The 24,047-nt window shown below is 70.0% G+C and carries 26 protein-coding genes, 1 pseudogene and 1 riboswitch; of the genes and pseudogenes, 3 read left to right on the top strand and 24 right to left on the bottom strand.

Going from position 1 to position 24,047, the window contains the following annotated elements:
• Positions 1 to 99: 99 nt before the first annotated feature.
• Positions 100 to 210: riboswitch (TPP riboswitch) on the bottom strand.
• 45 nt (positions 211 to 255) lie between these two features.
• Both rlmN and ACFXOM_RS14330 read right to left on the bottom strand, forming a co-directional pair.
• The gene (gene rlmN / locus ACFXOM_RS14335) at positions 256 to 1,362 is read right to left on the bottom strand and encodes a 23S rRNA (adenine(2503)-C(2))-methyltransferase RlmN (protein WP_384933973.1); all 1,107 of its coding nucleotides are present in this window, start codon (positions 1,360 to 1,362) and stop codon (positions 256 to 258) included.
• A 172-nt stretch (positions 1,363 to 1,534) separates the two neighbouring features.
• Positions 1,535 to 1,810, bottom strand: a complete 276-nt coding sequence (locus ACFXOM_RS14330) for a hypothetical protein (RefSeq protein ID WP_385038014.1) — start codon at positions 1,808 to 1,810, stop codon at positions 1,535 to 1,537.
• Between the two features lie 312 nt (positions 1,811 to 2,122).
• Between ACFXOM_RS14330 and ACFXOM_RS14325 the strand changes: the two genes are divergently transcribed.
• A complete protein-coding gene (locus ACFXOM_RS14325; RefSeq protein WP_384933968.1) occupies positions 2,123 to 2,932 on the top strand; it encodes a hypothetical protein in 810 nt (269 codons plus the stop codon).
• A gap of 81 nt (positions 2,933 to 3,013) precedes the next feature.
• Here the strand turns inward: ACFXOM_RS14325 and ACFXOM_RS14320 are convergent, their stop codons facing one another.
• The 5 genes from ACFXOM_RS14320 to rpsB all read right to left on the bottom strand — a co-directional run bounded on the left by ACFXOM_RS14320 (position 3,014) and on the right by rpsB (position 7,647).
• Complete coding sequence (locus tag ACFXOM_RS14320; RefSeq protein WP_384933965.1) at positions 3,014 to 4,120, bottom strand: phosphatidate cytidylyltransferase; 1,107 nt, start codon at positions 4,118 to 4,120, stop codon at positions 3,014 to 3,016.
• Positions 4,120 to 4,677: a ribosome recycling factor gene (gene frr / locus ACFXOM_RS14315; RefSeq protein WP_384933962.1), complete on the bottom strand. Its 558-nt coding sequence runs from the start codon at positions 4,675 to 4,677 to the stop codon at positions 4,120 to 4,122. The genes ACFXOM_RS14320 and frr overlap by 1 nt, the downstream gene beginning before the upstream one ends.
• Before the next feature lie 184 nt (positions 4,678 to 4,861).
• Positions 4,862 to 5,644, bottom strand: coding sequence for a UMP kinase (gene pyrH / locus ACFXOM_RS14310; RefSeq protein ID WP_384933958.1), 783 nt, complete (start codon positions 5,642 to 5,644; stop codon positions 4,862 to 4,864).
• 160 nt (positions 5,645 to 5,804) lie between these two features.
• Positions 5,805 to 6,641 (bottom strand): translation elongation factor Ts, encoded by an 837-nt coding sequence (gene tsf, locus ACFXOM_RS14305; RefSeq protein ID WP_384933956.1) that lies wholly within the window; start codon positions 6,639 to 6,641, stop codon positions 5,805 to 5,807.
• Between the two features lie 109 nt (positions 6,642 to 6,750).
• Positions 6,751 to 7,647 carry a 30S ribosomal protein S2 gene (gene rpsB / locus ACFXOM_RS14300; RefSeq protein ID WP_384946638.1) on the bottom strand — a complete coding sequence of 299 codons (897 nt, stop codon included), beginning with the start codon at positions 7,645 to 7,647 and terminating at the stop codon, positions 6,751 to 6,753.
• 107 nt (positions 7,648 to 7,754) lie between these two features.
• Here rpsB and ACFXOM_RS14295 point away from each other — a divergent pair.
• Positions 7,755 to 8,429, top strand: a pseudogene (locus tag ACFXOM_RS14295) (M23 family metallopeptidase); the annotation flags it as partial.
• Between the two features lie 683 nt (positions 8,430 to 9,112).
• Here ACFXOM_RS14295 and ACFXOM_RS14290 read toward each other — a convergent pair.
• The 17 genes from ACFXOM_RS14290 to ACFXOM_RS14210 form a co-directional block, all read right to left on the bottom strand.
• Positions 9,113 to 9,673: a TetR/AcrR family transcriptional regulator gene (locus ACFXOM_RS14290; RefSeq protein ID WP_384934094.1), complete on the bottom strand. Its 561-nt coding sequence runs from the start codon at positions 9,671 to 9,673 to the stop codon at positions 9,113 to 9,115.
• A 97-nt stretch (positions 9,674 to 9,770) separates the two neighbouring features.
• Positions 9,771 to 10,607: an RNA polymerase sigma factor WhiG gene (whiG, locus tag ACFXOM_RS14285; RefSeq protein ID WP_384933950.1), complete on the bottom strand. Its 837-nt coding sequence runs from the start codon at positions 10,605 to 10,607 to the stop codon at positions 9,771 to 9,773.
• Between the two features lie 253 nt (positions 10,608 to 10,860).
• Complete coding sequence (gene dprA, locus ACFXOM_RS14280) at positions 10,861 to 12,027, bottom strand: DNA-processing protein DprA (RefSeq protein ID WP_384933948.1); 1,167 nt, start codon at positions 12,025 to 12,027, stop codon at positions 10,861 to 10,863.
• Between the two features lie 34 nt (positions 12,028 to 12,061).
• Entirely contained in the window at positions 12,062 to 13,687 is a 1,626-nt protein-coding gene (locus ACFXOM_RS14275) for a YifB family Mg chelatase-like AAA ATPase (protein ID WP_385038010.1), read from the bottom strand.
• On the bottom strand, positions 13,687 to 14,049 hold the full coding sequence (locus ACFXOM_RS14270; RefSeq protein WP_385038007.1) for a YraN family protein: 363 nt from the start codon (positions 14,047 to 14,049) through the stop codon (positions 13,687 to 13,689). Before ACFXOM_RS14270 ends, ACFXOM_RS14275 begins: the two co-directional genes overlap by 1 nt.
• A 488-nt stretch (positions 14,050 to 14,537) precedes the next feature.
• Complete coding sequence (locus tag ACFXOM_RS14265) at positions 14,538 to 14,846, bottom strand: DUF2469 domain-containing protein (protein WP_005311352.1); 309 nt, start codon at positions 14,844 to 14,846, stop codon at positions 14,538 to 14,540.
• A gap of 55 nt (positions 14,847 to 14,901) precedes the next feature.
• Positions 14,902 to 15,393, bottom strand: coding sequence for an NUDIX hydrolase (locus tag ACFXOM_RS14260; protein ID WP_384946646.1), 492 nt, complete (start codon positions 15,391 to 15,393; stop codon positions 14,902 to 14,904).
• Positions 15,386 to 16,141 carry a signal peptidase I gene (gene lepB / locus ACFXOM_RS14255; protein WP_385038004.1) on the bottom strand — a complete coding sequence of 252 codons (756 nt, stop codon included), beginning with the start codon at positions 16,139 to 16,141 and terminating at the stop codon, positions 15,386 to 15,388. Before lepB (ACFXOM_RS14255) ends, ACFXOM_RS14260 begins: the two co-directional genes overlap by 8 nt.
• 48 nt (positions 16,142 to 16,189) lie before the next feature.
• Positions 16,190 to 17,062: a signal peptidase I gene (gene lepB, locus ACFXOM_RS14250; RefSeq protein WP_384946648.1), complete on the bottom strand. Its 873-nt coding sequence runs from the start codon at positions 17,060 to 17,062 to the stop codon at positions 16,190 to 16,192.
• Positions 16,989 to 18,095, bottom strand: a complete 1,107-nt coding sequence (gene lepB, locus ACFXOM_RS14245) for a signal peptidase I (RefSeq protein ID WP_384933933.1) — start codon at positions 18,093 to 18,095, stop codon at positions 16,989 to 16,991. Before lepB (ACFXOM_RS14245) ends, lepB (ACFXOM_RS14250) begins: the two co-directional genes overlap by 74 nt.
• Positions 18,088 to 18,843 (bottom strand): signal peptidase I, encoded by a 756-nt coding sequence (gene lepB / locus ACFXOM_RS14240; RefSeq protein WP_384933931.1) that lies wholly within the window; start codon positions 18,841 to 18,843, stop codon positions 18,088 to 18,090. The genes lepB (ACFXOM_RS14245) and lepB (ACFXOM_RS14240) overlap by 8 nt, the downstream gene beginning before the upstream one ends.
• Positions 18,844 to 18,915: 72 nt before the next feature.
• A complete protein-coding gene (gene rplS / locus ACFXOM_RS14235) occupies positions 18,916 to 19,266 on the bottom strand; it encodes a 50S ribosomal protein L19 (RefSeq protein ID WP_017947635.1) in 351 nt (116 codons plus the stop codon).
• 130 nt (positions 19,267 to 19,396) lie between these two features.
• Positions 19,397 to 20,218, bottom strand: a complete 822-nt coding sequence (gene trmD, locus ACFXOM_RS14230; RefSeq protein WP_384933929.1) for a tRNA (guanosine(37)-N1)-methyltransferase TrmD — start codon at positions 20,216 to 20,218, stop codon at positions 19,397 to 19,399.
• Complete coding sequence (gene rimM / locus ACFXOM_RS14225; RefSeq protein WP_384933926.1) at positions 20,218 to 20,784, bottom strand: ribosome maturation factor RimM; 567 nt, start codon at positions 20,782 to 20,784, stop codon at positions 20,218 to 20,220. Before rimM ends, trmD begins: the two co-directional genes overlap by 1 nt.
• Before the next feature lie 78 nt (positions 20,785 to 20,862).
• Complete coding sequence (locus ACFXOM_RS14220) at positions 20,863 to 21,102, bottom strand: RNA-binding protein (protein WP_005311361.1); 240 nt, start codon at positions 21,100 to 21,102, stop codon at positions 20,863 to 20,865.
• Positions 21,103 to 21,104: 2 nt separating this feature from the next.
• Positions 21,105 to 21,542 carry a 30S ribosomal protein S16 gene (gene rpsP / locus ACFXOM_RS14215; protein ID WP_384933923.1) on the bottom strand — a complete coding sequence of 146 codons (438 nt, stop codon included), beginning with the start codon at positions 21,540 to 21,542 and terminating at the stop codon, positions 21,105 to 21,107.
• Between the two features lie 237 nt (positions 21,543 to 21,779).
• Positions 21,780 to 22,373, bottom strand: coding sequence for a hypothetical protein (locus ACFXOM_RS14210; RefSeq protein ID WP_384933920.1), 594 nt, complete (start codon positions 22,371 to 22,373; stop codon positions 21,780 to 21,782).
• 727 nt (positions 22,374 to 23,100) lie between these two features.
• Here ACFXOM_RS14210 and ACFXOM_RS14205 point away from each other — a divergent pair.
• Positions 23,101 to 23,979, top strand: a complete 879-nt coding sequence (locus ACFXOM_RS14205) for a class I SAM-dependent methyltransferase (RefSeq protein ID WP_384933918.1) — start codon at positions 23,101 to 23,103, stop codon at positions 23,977 to 23,979.
• Positions 23,980 to 24,047: the final 68 nt, after the last annotated feature.

Here is a 24,047-nt window from a genome sequence, read left to right as displayed (position 1 = left end):
GTCCCCCTCCCTCCCCTTCTGAGACCCAGAAAGAAGAAGCCATCCCTCCCCCCGCTCGGCGCCCCTCCTCGCCCCCCCCGCCCGGGCAGGGCGCAACAGCTTGAGTCTCGTCCGAACTTCCTACCCGGAATGACCCGGGCGAGGTTCAGAGGGTCTGCGGTCCTGACGACACCGCACTCTCAGCGCTGTGGCGCTCCCCTGTCGGAATATGCATGTGTTTCGAGGCCAGATTACACGGGCCCTCCGGACGCCCCGCTAGCGCTCGGAGGCGGCCAGCTGGCCGCACGCCCCGTCGATCTCCTGCCCCCTGGTGTCCCGCACGGTGACGGGCACCCCGTGCGCGGCGATCGCCTCGATGAACGCCTTCTCGTCCTCGGGACGGGAGGCCGTCCACTTGGACCCCGGCGTGGGGTTGAGCGGGATGAGGTTGACGTGTACCCGCTTGCCCTTGAGGAGGCGGCCGAGCAGATCCCCGCGCCACGCCTGGTCGTTGATGTCCCGGATCAGGGCGTACTCGATGGAGATGCGGCGGCCGGACTTCTCGGCGTACTCCCAGGCCGCGTCGAGCACCTCCCGCACCTTCCAGCGCGTGTTCACCGGGACGAGGGTGTCGCGCAGTTCGTCGTCCGGGGCGTGCAGCGACACCGCGAGACGGCACTTGAAGCCCTCATCGGCGAACCGCAGCATCGCCGGGACCAGACCGACGGTGGAAACCGTGATCCCGCGCTGGGAAATGCCGAGGCCGTCCGGCTCGGTGTCGGTGAGGCGCCGGATGGCTCCGACGACCCGCTTGTAGTTCGCCAACGGCTCGCCCATGCCCATGAAGACGATGTTGGACAGGCGCGCCGGCCCGCCCGGGACCTCTCCGTCGCGCAGCGCGCGCATGCCGTCCACGATCTGGTGCACGATCTCAGCGGTCGAAAGGTTGCGGTCGAGCCCGGCCTGTCCCGTGGCACAGAACGGGCAGTTCATGCCGCAGCCTGCCTGCGACGAGATGCACATCGTGACCCGGTCCGGGTATCGCATCAGCACGGACTCGACGAGCGTGCCGTCATGGAGGCGCCACAGCGTCTTGCGCGTGGTGTCGTCATCGCAGGAAATGTGCCGGACGACGGACATCAGATCGGGCAGCAGTTCCGCGGCGAGCCGCTCACGCGCCGCAGCGGGAATGTCGGTCCACTGGGCGGGGTCGTGGGCGTACCGGGCGAAGTAGTGCTGCGACAGTTGCTTGGCGCGGAACGGCTTCTCGCCGATCGCGGCGACGGCTTCCTTGCGCTCGGCGGGCGTGAGGTCGGCGAGGTGCCGCGGCGGCTTCTTGGCTCCGCGGGGGGCGACGAAAGTGAGTTCTCCGGGCTTAGGCATGGCTGTACCAGTGTCGCAGATCGAATCTCGTGACCTGGGGCGGAAGGCCGGATGGTGGTCGTCGGGCGTCGTCAGCCACCCGTGGACCGTCCACGGACGGGCGTCGTCAGCCACCCGTGGACCGTCCACGGACGGCCAGGATCGGGCCCGCGAAGGGCTTCGGACCCCAGCGTCACGACCCACCACCGGGTCGTGACGTGCTGGCCCGGGGAGAACCGGCCAAGAGGGCCCAGGCGCCCCGGACCTCCGAGAGCGCGACGGGGTGGTCCGCGTGCGCCATCCCCCGCGTTGTGGAGGTGAGCCAAGCCCGCGGGGTATCGGGAGCGGACGCTGGTGTGGCGACGGCAGGCACCGCGACCACCGCCTCGGGAGCGGGTACGGCGACGGGGGTGGCGATCGCCGCGACGATGGCGAGGGCAGCGATGGCACGCAGGGTCCACTGCAGCATGGTGAAGCTCCGATCTCGGCGGATGACGGCATGCGCCTTGATCGTCTCCGCCCCTCCGGTGTCCGGGCATCGGTCGAAGGTCGCTACCGTGTCCGCCGCACGGGGGAGGCGATCGCCGCGGGCTCCGCGTCGAGGTCATCCAACCCCACGACAGCGGGCACGTGCCGCGAGACAGCAAGCGGGCCTTCCCTGCGGCGTCCAGCTGCGCTGCCCGCCCCCGCGGCCTTCCCGAGCCGCCCCGTTCCGCGTCGCGGCTCCACGGCCGAGGGGTCAGGCTGGATGACGGGCCGTCGTGATCCGGAGGGTTCGTCCATGAAGGCCGTAGCCGATTCCGCGGCGGGCAAGTGGTTGGCGGGGTTCCTCGAGCAGCCCGTCGTGGGGATGGCTCCCTGGATCGTCTTCGCCGTTCTGTCCGGACCAGGACGCTTCGAGGTCGCGGTGCTCCTGGCCCTGGGCATCTCGGTCGTGTTCGTCATCCTGGGGAGGGCCCTGCATCCCGGCACCTCGTTCAAGATCCTCGAGATCGCGGACGTGGTCTTCTTCGGGGCGCTGGCGATCATCGGGGTGTTCGCGAGCGAGGGCACGCACCAATGGTTGGAAACCTACGCCGACGAGGTGTCCAGCCTGGTACTCGCACTGATCGCCTTCGGGTCCATTGCGGTCAAGGTGCCCTTCACCGTGCAGTACGCCCGAGAGCGGGTGGGGCCGGAGCTCTGGGGAACACCCACCTTCATGCACACCAACAACGTGATCACGGGGGTCTGGGGCCTGGCCTTCCTGATCGGCGCCGTCGCGGGCGGGTTCGGCGCTCTCGTCCTGCACCAGGAGGGCGAGATCTGGACCGCCTGGGTCATCCCGATCCTGGCCATCATCGTGACGCTGCGGTTCACCGAGTGGTACCCGGACTACGTACGGGCCAAGGACCGCGGCAGCGGGGAAGTACCCACGATCAGCGGCCTCTGCTTGCCCCTGGTGGGCCTGCTCATCCCGATCGGCGTCATGGTGCTGATCGTGGAGGACACCACCTGGCTGGGCATCGCGCTGATCGTCGCGGGGATCCTCGGGGCCAGGGCCCTGAAGGGTGACGGCGATCGCGACCACGCCAACCGCCGGGCCGACTGACGGCAAGGGGGCCCGCACGCCACGAGGAAGCTCACCGCGGGTGGGAACGGTGGGCCCCCCTCGTCGTGCGGTCGGAGATCGTCAGCCGGAGCCGACGAAGAGCACGAGCAGCAGCCACACCACCGGAGCGGTCGGCAGGAGCGAGTCCAACCGATCCATGATCCCTCCGTGGCCCGGCAACAGCGTGCCCATGTCCTTGATGCCGAGGTCCCGTTTGATCATCGACTCGCCGAGGTCACCCAACGTCGCGCTGGCGGCGACGGCGAAACCGAGCAGCAGCCCTTGCCACCAACTGCCGCCGTCGATCAGGAACTGCATGCAGAGGGCACCCGCGACCATGCCGAACGTGACGGCCCCGACCAAGCCCTCCCGGGTCTTCCCGGGGCTGATGCGCGGCGCGAGCTTGTGCTTGCCGAAACGCCAGCCGATGGCATAGGCACCGGTGTCGCTGACCACCGTGAGCAGCAGGAAGGTGAAGACCCGCTGCGGGCCGTCCCCGGCAGTGAGCATCATGGCGACGAAGGTGGCCAGGAACGGCACGTAGAACGCCGCGAAGACGCCCGCGGTGACGTCCCTGAGATAGCCCTCGGGTGGTTCGGTCATCCGCCAGACCAGTACCGCGAGCGCAGTGAGGGCCATGGCGATCCAGGCGCCCTCCGCCCCGCGGACGTAGCCCGCGACCACCATCGCCGCTCCGCCCACCGCGAGCGGTACCAGCGGCACGTGGATGTCCTTGCGCTCCTTGAGGCGCGAGGAGAGTTCCCACAGACCGACGACGACGGCGACCGCGATCACGCCGACGAACACCGCTTTGACGATGAACAGCGAGGCGATGATCACCGCACCGAGCCCCACACCGACGCCTATGGCAGCGCGCAGATCGCGGCCGGCGCGCTTCTTCTGCGGCGGCTGCGAGGGCTCGGAAGCCGCAGGCGGCGGAGAGGTGGGCATGGGCTCCTGCGGCATCTCGTCGCGGATCGGGGGGCCACTCAGCCGAGCGGCCCCCCGGTCGCGGTCGTCGCGGTCTTCTGCGTCTCTACCTGCGTCGGGATCGTCCGGCACGATGGGCATGGGCCGAGTCTGCTGGGCGACAAGCCCATCGTATGCGGGACCCGCCGGGGCAGCCCCCTGGTCGGGCGGGCCCCAGTAGCCGGCGCTCGTCGGGGCGCCCCAGGAAGAGTCGTTCATCAGACCTCGAGAAGCTCGGCTTCCTTGTGCTTGAGCAGCTCGTCGACCTGCGCAACGTACTTCGCGGTGGTGTCGTCGAGCTCCTTCTCCGCACGCCGGCCCTCGTCCTCGCCGACCTCGCCGTCCTTGATCAGCTTGTCGATGGCTTCCTTGGCCTTGCGGCGCACGGAGCGGATCGAGATCCGCGCGTCCTCAGCCTTGCCCTTGGCAACCTTGATGAACTCCTTGCGGCGCTCCTCGGTGAGCTCGGGGAACACCACCCGGATGATATTTCCGTCGTTGCTGGGGTTGACGCCCAGGTCCGAGTCCCGGATCGCCTGCTCAATGTTGCGCAGCGCGCTCTTGTCGAACGGGGTCACCACGGCCATCCGCGGCTCCGGCACCGAGAACGAGGCCAGCTGGTTGATCGGCGTCAGTGCACCGTAGTAGTCGGCCACGATCTTGTTGAACATCGCCGGGTGCGCACGCCCGGTGCGGATCGCGGCGAAGTCCTCCTTGGCGACCACGACGGCCTTCTCCATCTTCTCCTCGGCCTCGAGGAGGGTCTCTTCGATCACCACTTGCTCCTGCGTGTCTTGAGTAGGCCCGGCGCGTACACGTAGCGGTTCACTCTACGGGCAACGAATCCTTTGCGATTCGGCGCTGCGTGTACGGCTCGGCGAAACTTGGCGGCGCGTCTTTCCCTGCACGGTGTCCGACCGGCAGGGCTTTGTCCATCCCCGCTCGGGGCGGGTGCCCGAGTCAGCCCCGGGTGCCCTGGTCGCTCACGAGCGTCCCGATCTTCTCACCCCGGACCGCCCGCGCGATATTGCCCGCGGCGAGCAGTTCGAAGACGAGGATCGGCAGGTCATTGTCACGGCAGAGGGTGATGGCGGTGGCATCGGCGACCTTGAGGTCACGGGCGAGTACCTCGCCGTACTCCAGCGCGTCGAACTTCACGGCGTCCGGGTTGGCCTTGGGATCGGAGTCGTAGACCCCGTCGACCCCGTTCTTGCCCATGAGCAGGGCCTCGGCGTCGATCTCCAGGGCGCGCTGCGCCGCAGTGGTGTCGGTCGAGAAGTACGGCATGCCCATACCGGCACCGAAGATGACGACGCGGCCCTTCTCCAGGTGGCGCACGGCACGCAGCGGGATGTACGGCTCCGCGACCTGGCCCATGGTGATGGCGGTCTGCACCCGTGAGTCGATGCCCTCCTTCTCCAGGAAGTCCTGGAGGGCAAGGCAGTTCATGACCGTGCCGAGCATGCCCATGTAGTCGGAGCGGGCCCGGTCCATACCGCGCTGCTGGAGCTCGGCGCCGCGGAAGAAGTTGCCACCGCCGATGACGATCGCGATCTGCGCACCGTCACGGACGACCGCGGCGATCTCCCGTGCGATGGCGTGTACGACGTCGGGGTCGACGCCCAGACCGGTGCCGCCGGAGAAGGCTTCACCGGACAGCTTCAGCATGAAGCGGCCGGCTTTCTTGCCGGTGTGGTCGCTCTTGTCGTCGGCAGCCTGGATGGCGTCCGCGCCCTTGTTCATGGAGATCTCCTCGTGCACATACCGAGAAGGCCATTGCCGGTGGGTGCTGGTGTCCCTGCGGCAATGGCCTCCTCGTAAGATCTGCGGTCGTCCGGCTTCTGCGCGGCCGACGACTGCTGGGAAAAACCCTAGCGGGCTCCCGTGTCGATCGCGTACCGGCTCAGATGCCGACCTTGATGCGCGAGAAGCGCTTCAGGGCGACACCGGCCTCGTCCAGGATCTGCTGGACGGACTTCTTGTTGTCGAGCGCGTACGGCTGGCCCAGCAGCGTGGCGTCCTTGAAGAAGCCGTTGAGGCGACCCTCGACGATCTTCGGCAGGGCGGCCTCGGGCTTGCCCTCGGCGCGGGTGGTCTCCTCGGCGACGCGGCGCTCGGACTCGACGACCTCGGCCGGGACGTCCTCACGGGAGAGGTACTTCGGCGCGAAGGCGGCGATGTGCTGCGCGACGCCCTTGGCGATCTCGGCGTTGGGCTTGTCGAGCTCGACGAGCACACCGATCTGCGGGGGCAGGTCGGGCATGGTGCGGTGCATGTACACGGTGACGTAGGCACCGGAGTACTGCGCGAAGCGCTCCAGGACGATCTTCTCGCCGAGGTTGGCGTTGGCCTCGTCGACGTACGCCTGGACGGTCTTGCCGGGCTCGATCTCGGAGCCGAGCAGCGCCTCGAGGTCGGCCGGGTTCGTGGCGGCGACGTGGGCGGCGAGCGCGCCGGCGACGGCCTGGAACTTCTCGCCCTTGGCGACGAAGTCCGTCTCGCACTTCAGCTCGAGGATGACACCGGAGGTGTTGTCGTCGGCGAGCAGCGAGACGACGGCACCGTTCTCGGCCGAGCGGCCTTCGCGCTTGGCGACGCCCTTCTGGCCCTTGATGCGCAGGGCCTCGACGGCCTTGTCGACGTCGCCGCCGGCCTCCTCCAGCGCCTTCTTGCAGTCCATCATGCCCGCGCCGGTGAGCTCGCGGAGCTTCTTAACGTCAGCGGCGGTGTAGTTCGCCATGTCTGTGAATCTCTCTGAAGTCGAAGAGCTGAGGTCGAAGATCGAACGGTCTACGGGGGAACGGCGGGGGCTTTCGTGGCCCCCGCCGTCACCTTCCGAACCTGGTGCGTCAGGCCTGCTCGGCGTCCGCGGCCGGAGCCTCGGCCGACTTCTCGGCCTCCGCGGCCGGAGCCTCGGCCGACTTCTCGGCCTCGGCGGCCGGGGCGGCAGCCTCGTCGTCCGCCTTCTTCTCGCCCTCGAGCAGGTCGCGCTCCCACTCGGCCAGCGGCTCGCCCGCGGCCTTGTCGCCCGGCTTCGAGTCACCGGTCGCCGCGCCGGAGCGGGCGATGAGGCCCTCGGCGACGGCGTCGGCGATCACGCGGGTGAGCAGCGTGACGGAGCGGATCGCGTCGTCGTTGCCCGGGATCTTGTAGTCAACCTCGTCGGGGTCACAGTTGGTGTCGAGGATCGCGACGACCGGGATGTGGAGCTTGCGCGCCTCACCGACGGCGATGTGCTCCTTCTTGGTGTCGACGATCCAGACGGCGCTCGGCACCTTCTGCATCTCGCGGATACCACCGAGGGTCTTCTCCAGCTTGGCCTTCTCGCGGGAGAGGACCAGGAGCTCCTTCTTGGTGAGGCCGGAGGCGGCCACGTCCTCGAAGTCGATCGCCTCGAGCTCCTTCAGACGCTGAAGGCGCTTGTAGACGGTGGAGAAGTTGGTGAGCATGCCGCCGAGCCAGCGCTGGTTGACGTAGGGCATGCCGACGCGGGTCGCCTGCTCAGCGATGGCCTCCTGCGCCTGCTTCTTCGTGCCGACGAACATGATGGAGCCGCCGTGCGCGACGGTCTCCTTGACGAACTCGTAGGCGCGGTCGATGTACGACAGCGACTGGAGCAGGTCGATGATGTAGATGCCGTTGCGCTCCGTGAAGATGAAGCGCTTCATCTTCGGGTTCCAGCGACGGGTCTGGTGACCGAAGTGGACGCCGCTCTCCAGCAGCTCCCGCATCGTGACGACGGCCATGGCCGTATCTCCTTGGATTCTCGGTTGTGTCCTGACGCCCCGACGCGCCGTGCCACAAGGGACCGAGGAGCGCGGCCACCGACCGCGGATGAGGGTGGTGGTGGGGCGTGCGAAGTCGACCCGGTGACCCGGATCGCCAGAAGAAGTGTACGGGACCGGCGCGGTGCCGGGTGACGGCGCTGTCCACAACGGCCCGGTTGTCCACAGATCCGTTCCATGATCAGCGCGACACCGCGGAATGCGGAACGGTCGACGGCATGCATCTCCTACGAACTGGGACCGCAGTGCTGTCGGCCGCGCTGCTCCTCCTCGCGGGCGGGACGGCCGCCGCAGCCGACCGCTCCTGGCCGGTAGGGCCGCCGCGCCCCGTGGTGGTGCGGGCCTGGGATCCACCGGCGTCACCGTACGGGCCGGGGCACCGCGGGGTGGACCTGGCCGCCCCACCGGGCGCCTCGGTGCGGGCGGCGGCGTCCGGCCACGTGTCGTTCGCTGGACGGGTGGCCGGACGGGGCGTGCTGGCGATCACCCTCACGGGTTCCGGCGAACCACCGCTGCGCCTGACGTACGAGCCGGTGCGCGCCCTGGTGGGCGAGGGAGACGAGGTGGCCGCGGGTCAGGTTGTTGCCGTCCGTACCGCAGGGCCGTCGCACTGTCCGTCGGGGTGCCTGCACTGGGGGGTGCGGCGTGGCGAGGAGTACCTGGACCCGCTGTCGCTGCTGCCGCCGTCGATGCTGCGCGGAGGGCCCTCGCGTCTCCTTCCGGTCTTCGGCGTACCGGAGCCCGCGGACCCGGGGCAGGGGGCGGGAACACCACGGGACCTCGGAGCGCACGGGGCTGACGGTGACGGCCGGGCGGCCGACCGGACCGCCCGGCAGGGAGCCGTTGCCGCACGGGCGGGCGGGGACTGGGCCCAAGCGATCACCCTGGCCATGACGGCGGCCTGGTCCCAACGCGCGCTGCGCCGCCGGTCGGCCGGGGCGGAACGGCCTCTGCGGACCAGGAGTCGCCCCGCACGGACCAAGGGTCGCAAGGGGGTCCGTGCGCCGACGCCGACCGCGTCGGCGAGGCGGAGCCGGGCAGGGTCCGCCACCCAGGCGGAGCGTGGCCCGGCGACGAAGGGCGGGCAGACGGGCGGGTGCGGGCCGGCGGGCAGACGGAGCCCTTCCGGGGATGTGGGCGCGGGGTTCTGACGCGCGGGCGTGAGAGGGGGCCGTATACGCAGCGTGCGGTCAGGAGGAGGGCCGGACCGTCCGCTAGATGCTTCCCGTCTGACCGTTCCGGGGCGTACCTCGTCGCCGGAGTACGGGCCGTCGTCGGATTGCGGTCCGTCGTCCGAGGCGGGTCCCTGGCGGAAACCTCGGCCCGCGACCCGATGGGAGCCCTTGCGCGACACCTGCCGCGGGGAGTCGGCTACGTTACCGGGCACGGGGTCCGTCGCGAGCCCCGGGAGCGGACGGCCGTCGGGTCAGTCGCCGCGCACGCCGCGCAGGGCCATCGACACCGCCGCCTCGGCGATCACGGTCGGGTCTTCGGCGGCGCCCAGTTCGATGCGTCGGACCGCCGCGTCCACCACTCCTTGGAGGAGCATCGCGGCCAGCCGAGGCTGTTCGTGGCCGAGCTCGCCGAGCGCCTCCACGATCATGGCGATCAGACCCCCGTGGGCGGCACGGATCTTCTCTCGCGCACCGGCGTCCAGCTCGCTCGCGGAGATCGCGACGACGGCCCGGTGGCGCCGGTCACCGACCAACTCCAACTGCTGCCGCACATAGGCCTCGACCCTGCCTTCCGGTGTCTCCGCCCGTTCCATGGCGGCTTCGACCTCGGCGGCCCAAAGAGGGAAGTCGACGGCGCACAGCTCTTCGACGACAGCGGCACGTGAGCGGAAGTACTCGTACACCGACGACCTGGCCAGGCCGGTGCGCTCGGCGAGGGCGGGGAAGGTCAGCGCTTCCGTACCGCATTCCGACAGCAGGGAACGCGCGGCGTCCAGGAGAGCGCCGCGTTGCATGGTCCGGTGCTCGGCCACGGAGGCCGCTCGAATCCTTGGCACGGGTCCACTGTACGGCCGGGGCGGTCCGCAGGGTGGTGTGAGGGACGATTCGGCGCTGGCGCACCGGGCGTCCTCACCGTCCGACGTCCGCCAGCTTCGCGCGCAGCTGGAGCACGGATTTGGTGTGGATCTGGCTGACCCTGCTCTCGGTCACTCCGAGGACGTTCCCGATCTCCGCAAGTGTGAGCCCCTCGTAGTAGTAGAGGGTGACGACGGTCTTCTCACGGTCGGGCAGCGTGTTGATGGCACGTGCAAGGAGACGGCGCAACTCCCTGTCTTCGGCGACCTCGACCGGGTTGTCGGCGGCGGTGTCCTCCAGCGTGTCCATGAGGCTGAGGCGGTCGCCGCCCTCGCCTCCGACGTGCAGCAGCTCCTCCAGTGCCACCACGTTGGCCAGGCTCAACTGACTGAAGACGGAGTGCAGTTCCTCCAGCGTGATCCCCATCTCCGCGGCGACCTCGCTCTCGCAGGGGGTACGCCGCAGCTGTGCCTCCAAGGTGGCGTAAGCGCGTTCCACGGCACGCGCCTTCTGCCGCACGGAGCGGGGGATCCAGTCCAGCGCGCGGAGTTCGTCGATCATGGCGCCACGGATGCGGGTGATCGCATACGTCTCGAACTTGATCGAGCGGTCGATGTCGAACTTCTCGATGGCGTCGATGAGTCCGAAGACCCCGGAGGAGACGAAGTCGGCCTGCTCGACATTGGACGGCAGTCCCACACTCACCCGCCCTGCGACGTACTTCACCAGTGGCGAGTAGTGCAGGATCAGCTGCTCCCGCAGCCGTCCGTCACCCGTGGCCTTGTAAGAGCGCCACAGCTCTTCGAGAGAGGTGGGCGCGGACGGCCGCACGGTGCCACGCGCAGCGGGTGGCACTGCCGCGCGGTCAGACCCGGACGTGTGCTGGGGCATGCGTTGCCTTGAGCCGTTCTGCTGATGGGGGCGAAGGGGCGGATGTCTCGGCGGGTGGGCTGGGCGGGAACCCGGTGAGCGTAGCGTGACTGCAGCGTTGCGGTACGCAAACAGCAGTGGTCACGCCTGAGCGGGTGTGTACCGTCGGCCACATCTTCGAAAGGGGATCGACGCCGGGTGCGCGCGCCCTCCCGGTGTCACCGAGCGGACTGCGGGGATCATCGAGATCACCATTTCACTCGAATGCCCCAGGTCAAGCACCGCCTCGCCGTGTGTTCGAGGCCGACATCGCCCGGCCGGCCAACTGCCAGCCGTCGCCCCGCCGCTCGACGAAGCCCAGCGCGTGCAGTTCGTACAGCCTGGCGAGAGCGTCGTCCCGTGTCGTACCGGCTCTGAGCGCGATGTCCCTCCCGTCGAGGACGCCCTTGGCCGGTAGGGCCTCCAGGACACGGGCACCGGCAGGCTCGAGGAGGTCCCTGGGGAGGACCGGGCCTCGGCGCTCCGGCGCCAGGTCACCGATGTCGCCCACCAGCTCGGCGACTTCATCCGCATCGGTGACGAGCACGCCCTCCTCGCGCAGTAGTTCGTGTACTCCGGCAGAGAGTCCACTGGTCACCGGGCCCGGGACGCCCATCGTGTGACGCCCGAGGCGTCGTGCATGGCGAGCGGTGACCAGGGAACCGCTCCGGTATTCGGCTTCGACGACGACCGTGCCCCGTGTCAATGCAGCGATCACACGGTTCCGCTGCACGAATCGGCTGCGTGTCGGGTGCGCTCCGGGAGGCAACTCTCCGATCACCAGGCCCTGTTCCACGATCCTTCCGATCAACTCGGCGTGGGTGCGGGGATAGGGGACATCCACCCCGCAGGCCAGGACCGCGATGGTCGCTCCGCCTGTTGCCAGTGCGCCCCGGTGGGCAGCGCCGTCGACGCCGTGGGCCGCGCCGGAGACGACGACCCAGCCGCGCTCGGCGAGGCCCGATCCAAGGGTGGCGGCCATGTGCGCGCCGTAGGCGGTACAGGCCCTGGCTCCGACGACGGCGACGGAGCGCAGCGCCCATATCCGCAGGTCCGGGAGGCCTCTGACCCAGAGCCCCACGGGTTGGGCGTCCCCGAGGTCGGCGAGCTGCCCTGGCCATTCCGCGTCCCCGGGACAGAGGAAGCGCCCACCGGATGCCCCCATCGCCTCGAGGTCGCGCTCCGGACGGGTCGCTGCTGCCCGCATCCGGTAGCCCGCTGTGCGCCGCTCGCCCGCTCCGGGCAGGCCCCCCGCCACGCCCCGGGAGTCGGTGAGCCGGGTCATGAGCTCTACCGCCCCGTACTGGCGCAACCACCGCCCCACGTGTGCGTCACCCGGTTCAACGACCCGCGTCAACGCGGCCCGCGCCCTTCGTTCCTCTTCGCTCAGGCCCGGCCCCATGTGTTGCACCCGCCCCTCCAGCGCCGTCCCCCGCTCACCGCCGGACTCCCCGGTCGGTCCGGACGCCCCTGGCGATGCCGGTGCGCAGTTGCAGGGCCAGCTCCACGTCGTGCGGGATGGGCCGGTCATGTCCGGCGAGGTCGGCGATCGTCCACGCGACCCGGAGCACACGGTCCATGCCGCGGGCGGTGAGAAGCCCCCGTTCCATATCCCGCTCGGCACCGTCGAGCGCGCCGGGAGCCGCCTGCCAGCGGGTGCGGAGCTCATGCCCGGGCACCTCGCTGTTGACCCGCCAGGGCGTGCCCTCGAGACGGTCCGCCGCCCTGGCCCTGGCTTCCTCGACCCGAGCCGCGACGGCAACCGTCGACTCCCCCCTCGTGCCCCGCCCCAGCAGATCGGAGCGGCTGACCGGCTCCACCTCGACCCGCAGGTCGACCCGGTCGAGCAGCGGCCCGGACAGGCGTGCCTGGTAGCGGCGGATCTGGGAGGCGGGGCACTCGCATCCCGACCCGTGCAGGGTGTGGCGGCCGCATGGGCATGGATTCGCAGCCAGGAGCATGAGGAAGCGCGCGGGCAACCGGACCACTGCTGCGCTGCGAGCCACCACGACGTGCCCGGATTCGAGCGGCTGGCGGAGCGCATCCAGCGCCTTCGCGGAGAACTCGGGAGCCTCATCGAGGAAGAGCACCCCTCTGTGCGCCAGGGACACCGCCCCCGGCCTCGGCATCCCCTGGCCCCCACCGACCAGGGATTGCATCGTCGCCGAATGGTGCGGGGCGCAGTAGGGCGGCGTCCGTACCAACGGCTCGCCCGGTGGGAGGATGCCCGCCACCGAGTGGACTGCGGTGACCTCCAACGACTCCCGACCGGTGAGGGGCGGCAGCACCGCGGGCAGCCGTTCGGCCAGCATGGTCTTGCCCGCCCCGGGTGGCCCCTGGAGGAGCAGGTGGTGACCGCCCGCCGCCGCGACTTCCAGAGCCTTGCGCGCGTCGTGCTGCCCCGCCACGTCCGCGAGGTCCCGCCAGTGGCCCTCGCCGCTGACGGACTCCACGGCCAGCCCCGTGCCCAAACCGGCGCCATGGGCCATCAGGCCGGCGACCATGGCGTCCGGCCGGCCCTCACCCTCCGGGTCCTCCTCCGGTACGGGCTCGCCGGCCAGCACGGCGATGAGCTGCCGCAGGCTGCGCACCCCGAGGACGGAGACCCCGGGCACGAGGGACGCCTCTCCCGCCGTCCGCTCGGGGACGACCACTTGGCGGTATCCCGCTTCCGCCGCGGCCAGAACTGCCGGCAGCACTCCGCGGACGGGCCGCACTCTCCCGTCCAGCCCCAGCTCCCCGACCAGCACAAGATCGGCGATGGCCCGCGGGTCAATGCGCGCCGAGGCCCCCAGCACCGCGCATGCGACGGCCAGGTCGAAGCCGCTGCCGCCCTTGGGCACCGAGGCGGGGCTGAGTCCGACCGTGAGCTTCTTCTGCGGCCATTCGGCATCCGAGTTCGTCACGGCCGCCCTGACCCTGTCCCGACTCTCCACGAGGCTCTTGTCCGGCAGCCCGACCAGGGTGAAGGCGGCGACCCCCGGCTCCAGGTCCGCCTGGACCTCCACCACCACGCCCTCCACGCCCACCAGGGCGACGGAGCACGTCCGCGCGAAGCCCATCAGACCACCCCTCGCGCATGCTCGATCACCGGACGTCCCCGCGCGGGGACGAGGACACCGACGAGGTCGATCCGCACGCCGCCCGGCGGAGCCTCGCCGTGCTCGTGTAGCCAGCGCTGCGCGAGCTCCCTGAGCCGCTCCGCCTTCGCGGGTGTGAGGGCCGCCATCGGATGTTGGAATGCGACGGCTCTGCGGGTCTTCACCTCGCAGACGACCAGGGCGTCCCCGTCGCGGGCCACGATGTCGATCTCGCCGGCCCTCCCGGCACGCCAGTTGCGTACGAGGACTGTCATCCCGACTTGGACAAGCCGCCTCGCGGCCAGCTCTTCGCCGTACCTACCGAGTGTCCCCCGTGCGTTCATGTCGGCACCACCTCCGGCACCCACCTTGCGCCGGCGCTCCGACCTTGTTGGATCTTGGTGGACAACTCCAGCAGTGTGGATAACTCACTCACTCGATCGAGTGAGCATCCCCATCAGGAGAGCAACGTTCTAGGAGGCTCCCCGGTGCGCGGGCGGGTGGCGCACTCGAGGAGCCCGCCGGCGCCCGGCCGGCGAGGACGAGGAGGGCGCGGCCGCAGGCCACGACGGCGGAGTCGGCCACGAGCACGGCCACCGCATGGTGGAGCCGGCCACGACACGAGCACACTGCACAGCTGCACGGGGCAGCGAGCGGCCACGACGTGGGGCCCTCCGCTGGCGCAGACCGACGGGGCCGTGCAGCGGACATCAGGCAGTAGTCAACAGGCGGTGGGAGGGTAGGAGCGGCCGGCGACAGCTTGCACCGGTGGATCGAGACGAGCAACGGCCCCAGGCTCCCGCCCGCGGTGCGGGGCTACCACCTGGGAGGATCAGCTGCCCGGCAGCTCGAGGTCGCTCTTGTTCAGCTCCTCGATGTTCACGTCCTTGAACGTGAGGACCCGGACCTGCTTGACGAACCTGGCAGGTCGGTACATGTCCCAGACCCAGGCGTCCGCCATCGAGACCTCGAAGAAGACCTCGCCCTGCACCGAGTGCACCTGCATCTCGTAGTCGTTGGTGAGGTAGAAGCGGCGCTCCGTCTCGATCACGTACTTGAACAGACCGACGACGTCGCGGTACTCCCGGTAGAGCTTCAGCTCCATCTCGGTCTCGTACTTCTCGAGGTCCTCGGCGCTCATGGCATGTTCCCCTTCAGCCGTGCGTCCCCCCATTGTGCGCCAGCGCTCAGTGTCGCTAGGCGTTTTCCGGAGCCAGAACCACCGGCGCACCGGGAGGGCCCTCGTCGAGCAGCGTGCGCAGCAGCTCGGCGAGCCTGGTCGGATACACCGTCTCACGCGCCGCCGACAGTTCGGCGGAAGTCCACCACCTCAGCCCCGCGACACTGCGCTGCTCGAGGCGCGTCAGCCCCGCGAGGCTGGTCGCGGTCTGCCGGGTGCGGGCGAGGTAGTACCACTCGTCCTGTTCCCAGCGCCGCCCGTCGAAGGGGAACGAACACTCGCGCTGCCAGATCACCGGGCCCAGCTCGACGTCGGTGATCCCGGTCTCCTCGGCGAGCTCGCGCAGCGCGGCCTCCTCGCGCGTCTCCCCGCCTTCGACCCCGCCGCCCGGGGTGAACCACCAGCTGTCCGCCGGATCGGCCGGTTCGAAGCCGTGGAGCAGCAGGACGCGGTCCTGCGGGTCGAGCAGGATCACCCGCGCGACCTTGCGCAGCCGCTTCTCAGGCATCGGCCGTCACCCGGGGACGCGGTGCGGCCGGCTCCCCGCGCCGGCCTACGGCACGCGCGACCGGCCCGTACGCCGCTCCACCCAGGATCAGCGCGGCGCCGAGCGCCACGCTCGCCAGCACCAGGGTCACCGGACCCGGCTGCGACACGCCTCCGGGCAGGTCCGCGAACGACTGTGGACGCCCTACCAGCGCGCCCGGCAGCGGCCACGCCACGGCGTCCAGCCGAGCGCTCACGGCGCTGCGGGGCACCGCTCCGTGTCCCGCGTCCTCCAGGTGACGCCGGGAGTCCAGCGAGCCCATGCGCTCGTCGCCGAGGAGGAACAGCTCTCCGTCGGGCACCACGGCGGTGAAGCCGGTCGGCGAGGCGGGGCCCTTGGAGTGCAGATACGGTTCTTCGACCGCCTTGCCGTTGATGGTCATGCGCCCGCCGGCGTCGCAGCAGGCGATCTTGTCGCCGCCCACGCCGACCACCCGCTTCACCATGGGCAAGTCGCCCCACGTCTTGTCGTTGAAGATCACGACGTCGCCGCGACGCACCTCCGCCCCGTCGATCCGCTCGGCCAGCACACGGTCACCGGGCTCGATGGTCGGGGCCATGGAGTCGGTCGGCACCGTGAACGGCTTGTACACCACCGCGCCCCAGGCGAACCCTCCGAGGAAGAGCACACAGCCGACGGCCACGACCAGCCCCGACAGCACGCTGCCGAGCCGGCCGCGGCCGCCTTTCGTACGTCCAGTTCCGCTCATCCCAGCGCTCCCCACTCGGAGTCGACGATCGCTGATCCGAGCGGCACCCTACCCGGCGGTACGTCCGTCGGTCAGCCTTCTCCTCCGCATCAGCACGATCGGCACGGCACCCGCCACACCCAGCGCCCCGGGCAGGGCGGCTGCCGCCGCACCGAGTCCCGGCTGGTCGAAGGTGTCGGGCACCGGCAGCGTGGACCATCGGTTGAACGGCCAGGCCACCACGATGGCCCGTCCGACCACCTCGTCGTTCTTGACCGTCCCGTTGCCCGGCAGTTCCTGGTGGTAGCGGGAGTCGAGGGAGTTCTGCCGGTTGTCGCCCATCACCCAGATCGACCCCTTGGGCACCTTGACGGGGCCGAAGGGGTTGTCGTCACACGGCGTGCTGCCCGGCCGGATGTACGAGGTCTCGTCGAGCGACTTGCCGTTGACCATGACCTTGCCGCCGCGCTTGCACTCGACCGTGTCCCCGCCCACGGCGATGACCCGCTTGATCAGGTCCTTCTCCTCCGAGGACGGCATCAAGCCGATGAAGCTGAGGAACTTCTGCACGGCGTTGGGCTCGGGCGCCTCGGCGCCGTCCAGCCAGCCGCCCGGGTCGTGGAAGACCACGACCTCGCCGCGCTGGGGCTCCGAGCCGAACCAGGGCGTCAGCTTGTCGACCAGCACCCGGTCACCCCGCTGCAGGGTGTCCATCATCGAGTCCGAGGGGATCGAGAACGCCTGCACGAGGAATGTCTTGATCAGCAGCGCCAGGAGGAGCGCGATACCGATCAGCAGCGGCAGCTCCTTCCAGAACGACCGCTGGTGCCGCGGGGCACTGTCCCCCGTCGAGCCGCCGCCGGGGCCGTCACCCTCCCCGGGAGGACCGTCGTCCTCCGGTGAACGGCCGTCGGAACCGCCGGAGCCGGGGGATGGCGTCACAAACCGCTCGGGCCGGTCCTCTGGCTCGTCGTGTCCGGATCGTGCGCCGACCGCCAAGTCCCCCACATCCACTCCTCAGTCCGTGCGACCGCCCGCGCCGGAGGCGGCGCAGGCCCACTACTCCCATAACGAGCGGGAGTTCCGCAGGGCTCGGGAGCAGGATCATTCCGTTGAGATCCTGAGAGGACACACTATGCGACGGCCCGAGTGCGGTTGCCGTGCCGGCACGCGCGTCGGGGACCGAGGCGTAGGTTCCCCGCTCTTCCAGTTTGCGCCAGTGGCCGAACGGCCACGCGATGACGACCGCCCGCCCCACGACCTCGCCCTCCGGAACGGTGCCCCGGTACTGCTCGTCGAGGTGGAAACGCGAATCGGCGGAGTTGGAACGGTGGTCGCCCATCACAAAGATTCGCCCGTCCGGAACCGTGACGTCGAACGTCAGTTTGGAGGGGGGATTCCCGGGATGCAGGTACGGTTCGTTCAGCGGCACGCCGTTGACCGTGACCTTGCCGGCCTGGTCGCAGCACTTGACGGTGTCACCGCCGACCGCCACCACCCGCTTGATGAGGTCCTGCTCGTCGTCCGAGGGCAGCAGACCGATGAAGGTCAGCCCCTCCTTGACCTGCTTGACGACGATCGGGTCGTCCTCCTTCGGGGGCTTCTCGTCCTGCAGCCAGCCTCCGGGGTCCTTGAAGACCACGACGTCGCCCCGCTCGGGCTTGGAACCGAACCAGGGTGTCAGCTTGTCCACCAGGACCCGGTCGTCGATCCTGATCGTCTGCTCCATCGATCCGGACGGGATGACGAAGGCCTGGACCAGGAACGTCTTCAGGACCAACGCGATCATCAGCGCCACGGTTATGAGGAGCGGGATCTCCTTGACCGCCGACCTCTGGCGGCGTCGCTTCACCTTCCTCGCCAACCTGCGCCGGTCCGCACGGCCGGGCAGGGTCCGGGTGCCGTTCGTGGGGCGGGTGCCGGTGGGCAGCCTGGTGTCGGTCCGGTGGCTCGCCCGTCGTCCACGGTTACCCATGGGCGCCGCCCGGCCGGGGTACGCGCTCGAAGGCTCCGGTGGGTTCGAGCGCCGACCAGCGGCCCGCCGGCCAACCGATCCAGTCCGCCCGGCCGATCACCTTGTCGACGGGCACCATGCCGCCACCGGGCTCGCCCAAGTGGTCCCGGGAGTCACGTGACTTGCTGCGGTGGTCGCCCATGACCCACAGGGTGCCCCGCGGCACAACGATGTCAAAGGGCACCCTCGACGGGGCGTCGCCGAGGAACACGTAGCGCTCCTCGACCGGTACGCCGTTCACCTCGACCCTCCCCCTCTTGTCGCAACACACCACGCGGTCCCCGCCGGTGCCCACCACGCGCTTCACGAAGTCCGTCTCGGTGGACCGGGCGAGCCCCACGGCGGCAGCCGCCCCGCGGACCAGTGAGGTCACCGGGTTCTCCTCCGGTGCCTCGCGTGCGAAGGATCCGGCGCCGTCGAAGACGACGACGTCCCCGCGTCGGGGTTCGGAACCGAAACGGTACGCCAACTTGTTCACCAGTATCCGGTCGCCGACCTCGAACGTCGGCTCCATGGAGGTGCTCGGGACCAGGAATGGCTGGACCACGAATTGGCTCAACAGCACCAGGAAGACGGCGCAGACGCAGCCGATCACACCGGCCTGCCGCCAGGAGATGCGCGCGGAGCGCGGCCCCCGTTCCGGTGCGGAACCGTCGGTGTCCGCTGCGGAAGGGAGGCCGCGCTCCGAGTGCTGTGCTTGGGTGTCCATCGGGGCCAGATGGTATCCGGCCGGTGTATGAACCGTATTAGTCCACAGCTTCGCGCGGGTGTGAGCCGGAGCTCAGTTCTCGCGCTTCTCCTTGATCTTCGCGGCCTTGCCACGCAGTTCACGCAGGTAGTACAGCTTCGCGCGACGGACGTCACCACGGGTGACGAGCTCGATCTTCTCGAAGATCGGGCTGTGCACCGGGAAGGTGCGCTCCACGCCGACGGAGAACGAGACCTTGCGGACCGTGAAGGTCTCGCTGACGCCCGAACCCTGGCGGCGAATGACGACGCCCTTGAACTGCTGGATACGGGAGCGGTTGCCCTCGATGACGCGAACGTGGACGTTCACGGTGTCACCGGGACGGAACGCCGGGAGGTCGGTCCGCAGCGAGGCGGCGTTGACGGCGTCGAGCACGTGCGACATGTTCGTCTGCTTTCTTCGCCGATGCCACAGGTCATCAGCGGTATCTAGGAAGGAGATGGGGAGCCGCCTCGTCGGAGCGGGCGTCGTGTCCCCCTGTGGCAGGGGCGCACGCCGGACGTACGGCAGCGGCCTATTCTTCCACGGCCTCCGGCCTGCGCCAAAATCGGCCGTCGGGCGAGGGTGCCCAACCCAGGATGGAGAGCATTTCCCGGTCCTTCTTGTCGAACGCCGAAGGGTCGCAGCGTTCGATCAGGTCGGGGCGGTTCGCGACGGTACGGCGGAACGCCTCGTCCCGCCGCCAGCGCGCGATCTTCCCGTGGTGCCCGCTGAGTAGGACGTCGGGGATGCCACGGCCGCGCCACGTGGGTGGCTTGGTGTAGACGGGTCCCTCCAACAGGTTGGCCATGGCACCGGGGGCGAACGAGTCGTCCCGGTGTGACTCGGCGTTGCCGAGGACGCCGGGCAGCAGCCGTGCCACGGCCTCGGTGATGACGAGGACGGCCGCCTCGCCGCCGGCCAGGACGTAGTCCCCGATGGAGACCTCGTAGACCGGTATCCGGGTGGCGTACTCGTCGATGACCCGCCGGTCGATGCCTTCGTACCGGGCGGGTGTGAAGATCAACCATGGCCGCTCGGAGAGTTCGACGGCCAGTTCCTGGGTGAACGGGCGGCCGCTGGGCGTCGGCACGACAAGGGCCGGCCCGTGCGCACCCGCCTCGTATCCGTGCGCCAACGCGTCGTCCAGGGCGTCGCCCCAGGGCTCGGTCTTCATGACCATGCCGGGGCCACCACCGTAGGGGGTGTCGTCGACCGTGTGGTGCCGGTCGTACGTCCACTGGCGCAGGTCATGCACGTGGACGTCCAGCTGACCGCGCGCCCTGGCCTTGCCGACGAGCGAGACGTTCAGCGGCTCGAGGTACTCGGGGAAGATCGTGACGACGTCGAGCCGCATCACTCCTCGCCCCCGCCACGGGCTTCGCCCTCACCCCGGGCCGAGGCGATCTCGGCGCGGTCGTCGATCAGCCCGGGCGGCGGGGTGATGACCGCCTTCTGCTCGGCGAGGTCGATCTCGGTGACGATCTCCTCCACGAAAGGGATCATCACTTCGCTGCCGTCGGCCCGCTCCACGATGAACAGGTCCTGCGACGGCAGGTGTGAGATCTCGGTGATCCGCCCCACCTCGGTCCCGTCGGCGAGGACCACGTCCAGGTCCATCAGTTGGTGGTCGTAGTACTCATCGGGCTCTTCCGGCTGCTCGTCCGGGTCCACGTCGGCGATCAGCAGGGTGTTCCGAAGCGCCTCGGCGCCGTTGCGGTCCCGTACGCCCTCGAAGCGCAGCAGCAACCTGCCACTGTGCACCCGGCCGGTCTCGATCGTCAGCGGCCCCGCGGAGGCGGGGTCCGTGGCTAGTACGGCTCCGGGCGCGAGCCTCAGCTCGGGCTCGTCGGTGCGCACTTCGACGGTGACCTCGCCCTTGATCCCGTGGGCGCGGCCGATCCGCGCGACTACCAGCTGCACGCTCAATGCTCCTGTCGTACGACGACGGGCCGGGGCGGGCCCGTAAGCCCTCCCCGGCCCGTGCCGGTGATCAACTGATCAGCGGACCTGGTCCACGTCGACGAGGTCGACCCGGATACCACGGCCGCCGATGGCACCCACGACGGTGCGCAGGGCGCGCGCGGTGCGGCCGTTGCGGCCGATCACCTTACCGAGATCGTCGGGGTGCACCCGGACCTCGAGCACCCGTCCGCGACGCAGGTTGCGCGAAGCCACCTGCACGTCATCGGGATTGTCGACGATGCCCTTCACGAGGTGCTCGAGAGCCTCCTCGAGCATGCTCAGGCCTCGGTGGACTCGGCGGAGCCAGCCTCGTCCGCCTTCTTCTCGGTCTTCTTGGCCTTCTGGGTGATGGCCTCACCCTTGGTGTCGTCACCCTCGAGGGCCTTGGCGAAGGCCTCGAACGAAGCGCGCTTGTCTTCCTTCGCCTCCGGCTGGAGCAGCGGCTTCTCCGGGGCGGGCAGACCCTTGTGCTTCTGCCAGTCGCCGGTGAGCTTCAGGATGGCGAGGACCGGCTCGGTCGGCTGGGCGCCGACGGAGAGCCAGTACTGGGCGCGCTCGGAGTCGACCTCGATGCGCGACGGGTTGTACGTCGGGTGGTACAGGCCGATCTCCTCGATGGCCCGGCCGTCACGGCGGGTCCGGGAGTCGGCGACGACGATGCGGTAGTGAGGCGAACGGATCTTGCCCAGACGCTTCAGCTTGATCTTGACTGCCACGGGAGTGGATTCTCCTGGTTTTGACGTGGTTGGGCACAGCGTGATGCCGCGTGGGGTTGCGGTACCCGATGGCCCGATGGACGCGTCAGCCGGAGGAGAGAGGGGTCCTATGCGACTGTCGAGTACAGCTAGCCATTGTGCCACACCGCTTCAGCCCGGCTGACCGGAGGTCGTCGCGGGCCTCCGGTCGGCCGGGCCGACGTGTCCACCGCTTCCGCCGCTTCGGGATCGGCCCGATCAGCTCGCCGCGGCCACGGTCTCCGGGATGCGGAACGGCTTGCCACAACCTCCGCAGACGATCGGCGCCTGAGCGAGGACGGAGGGGACGACCCGGACGTTGCGCCCGCATTCACAGACGGCCTTCACGCGGACTCCTCCCCCCGACGAACCGTGCCGGGCAGCCGGCCCCCGGAAGGTCCGCTTGGTGTCGGAGGTGGTGGCGACGGTGTGCGCGGCGAGGGCCCGCTGCAACCGCTCGATCGTCGCCCGGTACCGCCGCTTCGCCTCGGGCGTGAGCGTGACCAGCGAGAAGCCGCTGCTGGGATGCGGTTCCTCCGGATGGTCCAAGCCCATCTCCTCGGCGATCGCCAGGAACCGGCGGTTGTGGTAGCGGCCGGCGCGCGAGGTGTCACGAACCCCTCGTGCGGCGGCGATGCCGTGGACTGCCTCGTGGAGCAGTCGCTCGAAGGAGAGTTCGTGCCCGCAGGCGGACGAGGACTCTCCGATCAGGGACTCCGGCGCGGCAAGATCCGGCAGCTCGGGGTGGTGCCGCTGAATGTCGGCCCACGCCTGTGCCAGCTCTGCGGCGAGAACAGGTGGTGTCGTGCTCACGTCGTGATAACGAGCCGAGTGGCCCACGGGTTCCATTCCGGGGCATCCCAAATATTTTGCACGTACCCGTCAGTTGGCATTGATGCGTCATGACGAGGGCGGGTGCGCCGATCTATGGAGAACCCTCACAGCTCATACCAAGGTGGTACGTAGCCATGCGTCTACGACACATGTTCGGGGCGGCTGCCCCTCCGGTCGCGCGGCCGACCTGTCGTCTCGGCGGACGCGCTGTGCGGCCCGTCGGCTGAGCGCGCGCCGATCGCGAGCGTACCCGGGCCGTCGGCGGGCTCCGCCACCGCCCCGTCCTCGGTCGCCGGGCGCCTCGGCGGACTCGGCGTGGTTCGCGAGCGCCCCTCGCCCTCGGGCTGAGCACCGGCCCCGGATGCGCCCGGTCACAGCGACGGGGACGGGTCGCCATCGTCCCGCGTGCGGGACTCGGTGAGCTCGGCCCTGTCGATCAGGTCTTGGTACCCGCGGCGGTCACCCTCCGCCGTGGCCTGGGGCCGGTGGCTTTGCCATGGCGGGAATCGCAGGGCGACGGCACTCTGGATGAGGAGTCGACCGGGCGCGGGGGCGCACAACCGGGGCACGCAAGGCATTGCAGTGCAACCCCTGGACGTACCGACGGATGCGCAGTTCCCTGGCATACGGGGGAGCGCGAGCGAACGTACACGGGGGTTGTCACTCAGGGCACGGCTGACCTCTCGGCGGATTGGGGCGCTTTTCGATGACACCAACGCTCGTCCGGCACCACCCCCGCACGGCCTCCGCACCCCCCGTGGCCCCGTCGGTGCGGGCCCGTGACTGGGCCGAGATCCAGGAACGGATGCTGGTGCCGCTCTATGAGGCGGTGTACGAGCACCTCGAGGTGGGCCCGGACTCCCGGGTGCTGGGGCTGCGCTGCGGCGCAGGGCTCGCCCTGCTGATGGCCTCCGCGCGCGGCGCGGGCGTCACCGGCACCGACACGGATCGGTCCAGGCTCGCGCTGGCGCGTGAGCGGCTCGCCCCGGAGACCGACCGGGCGCACGACTCCGACCGGGCGCACGCCGACGACGCAGAGCGGGGGGTACGGCTGGTGGAGGGCGGACCGGGCGAGGCGGCCGACCCGACGCTCCCCCGGTTCACGATGATCACGGTGTTTCACCCGATCGGAGGCATGGCGGGCGACTCGGAAGGGCTCGTCCCGATGCTCGAAGCGGCTGTTCCGCTCGCCGAGCGCAGGAGCGCGGTCGTCCTCACCGGGTGGGGCCCGCCGGAGCGGTGTGCCACGTCGACGGTCCTCAGGGTGGCGAGCCGGCTCAGCGAACGGCTGCGCACCGACGGTGGATGGCGTCCCGTGCTGCGGGACGACCTGGAGGACGTGGCCACCAGGGCCGGACTGAAACCCGACGGGTCGGGCCGGGTCGCGTGCCCCTTCGGCTACGCGGACCTGGACAGCGCGGTGCGCGGGATGCTGTCGACCGGACTGTTCGACGCGGCGGTGCGGGCGACGGACCAGGCACAGGTGGAGAAGGAGGTCACGGAGGCCCTGCATGCGCACCTGCGGGCCGACGGGACGGTGTGGATGCCGAACGTCTTCCGCTACCTCATCGCGCGCACGCCGTGAAACGGGCGCGCCTCCCCCGTCGCGAGCCGGGTGCCCGCACGACCGGGGAGGCGCGTTGCCGTATCGCA

The organism is Streptomyces sp. NPDC059169 (assembly GCF_042755225.1).
Taxonomy (GTDB): Bacteria; Actinomycetota; Actinomycetes; order Streptomycetales; family Streptomycetaceae; genus Streptomyces.
The sequence above is the reverse complement of the archived record's forward strand: the minus strand, read 5'-3'. Positions and strand labels throughout refer to the sequence as shown.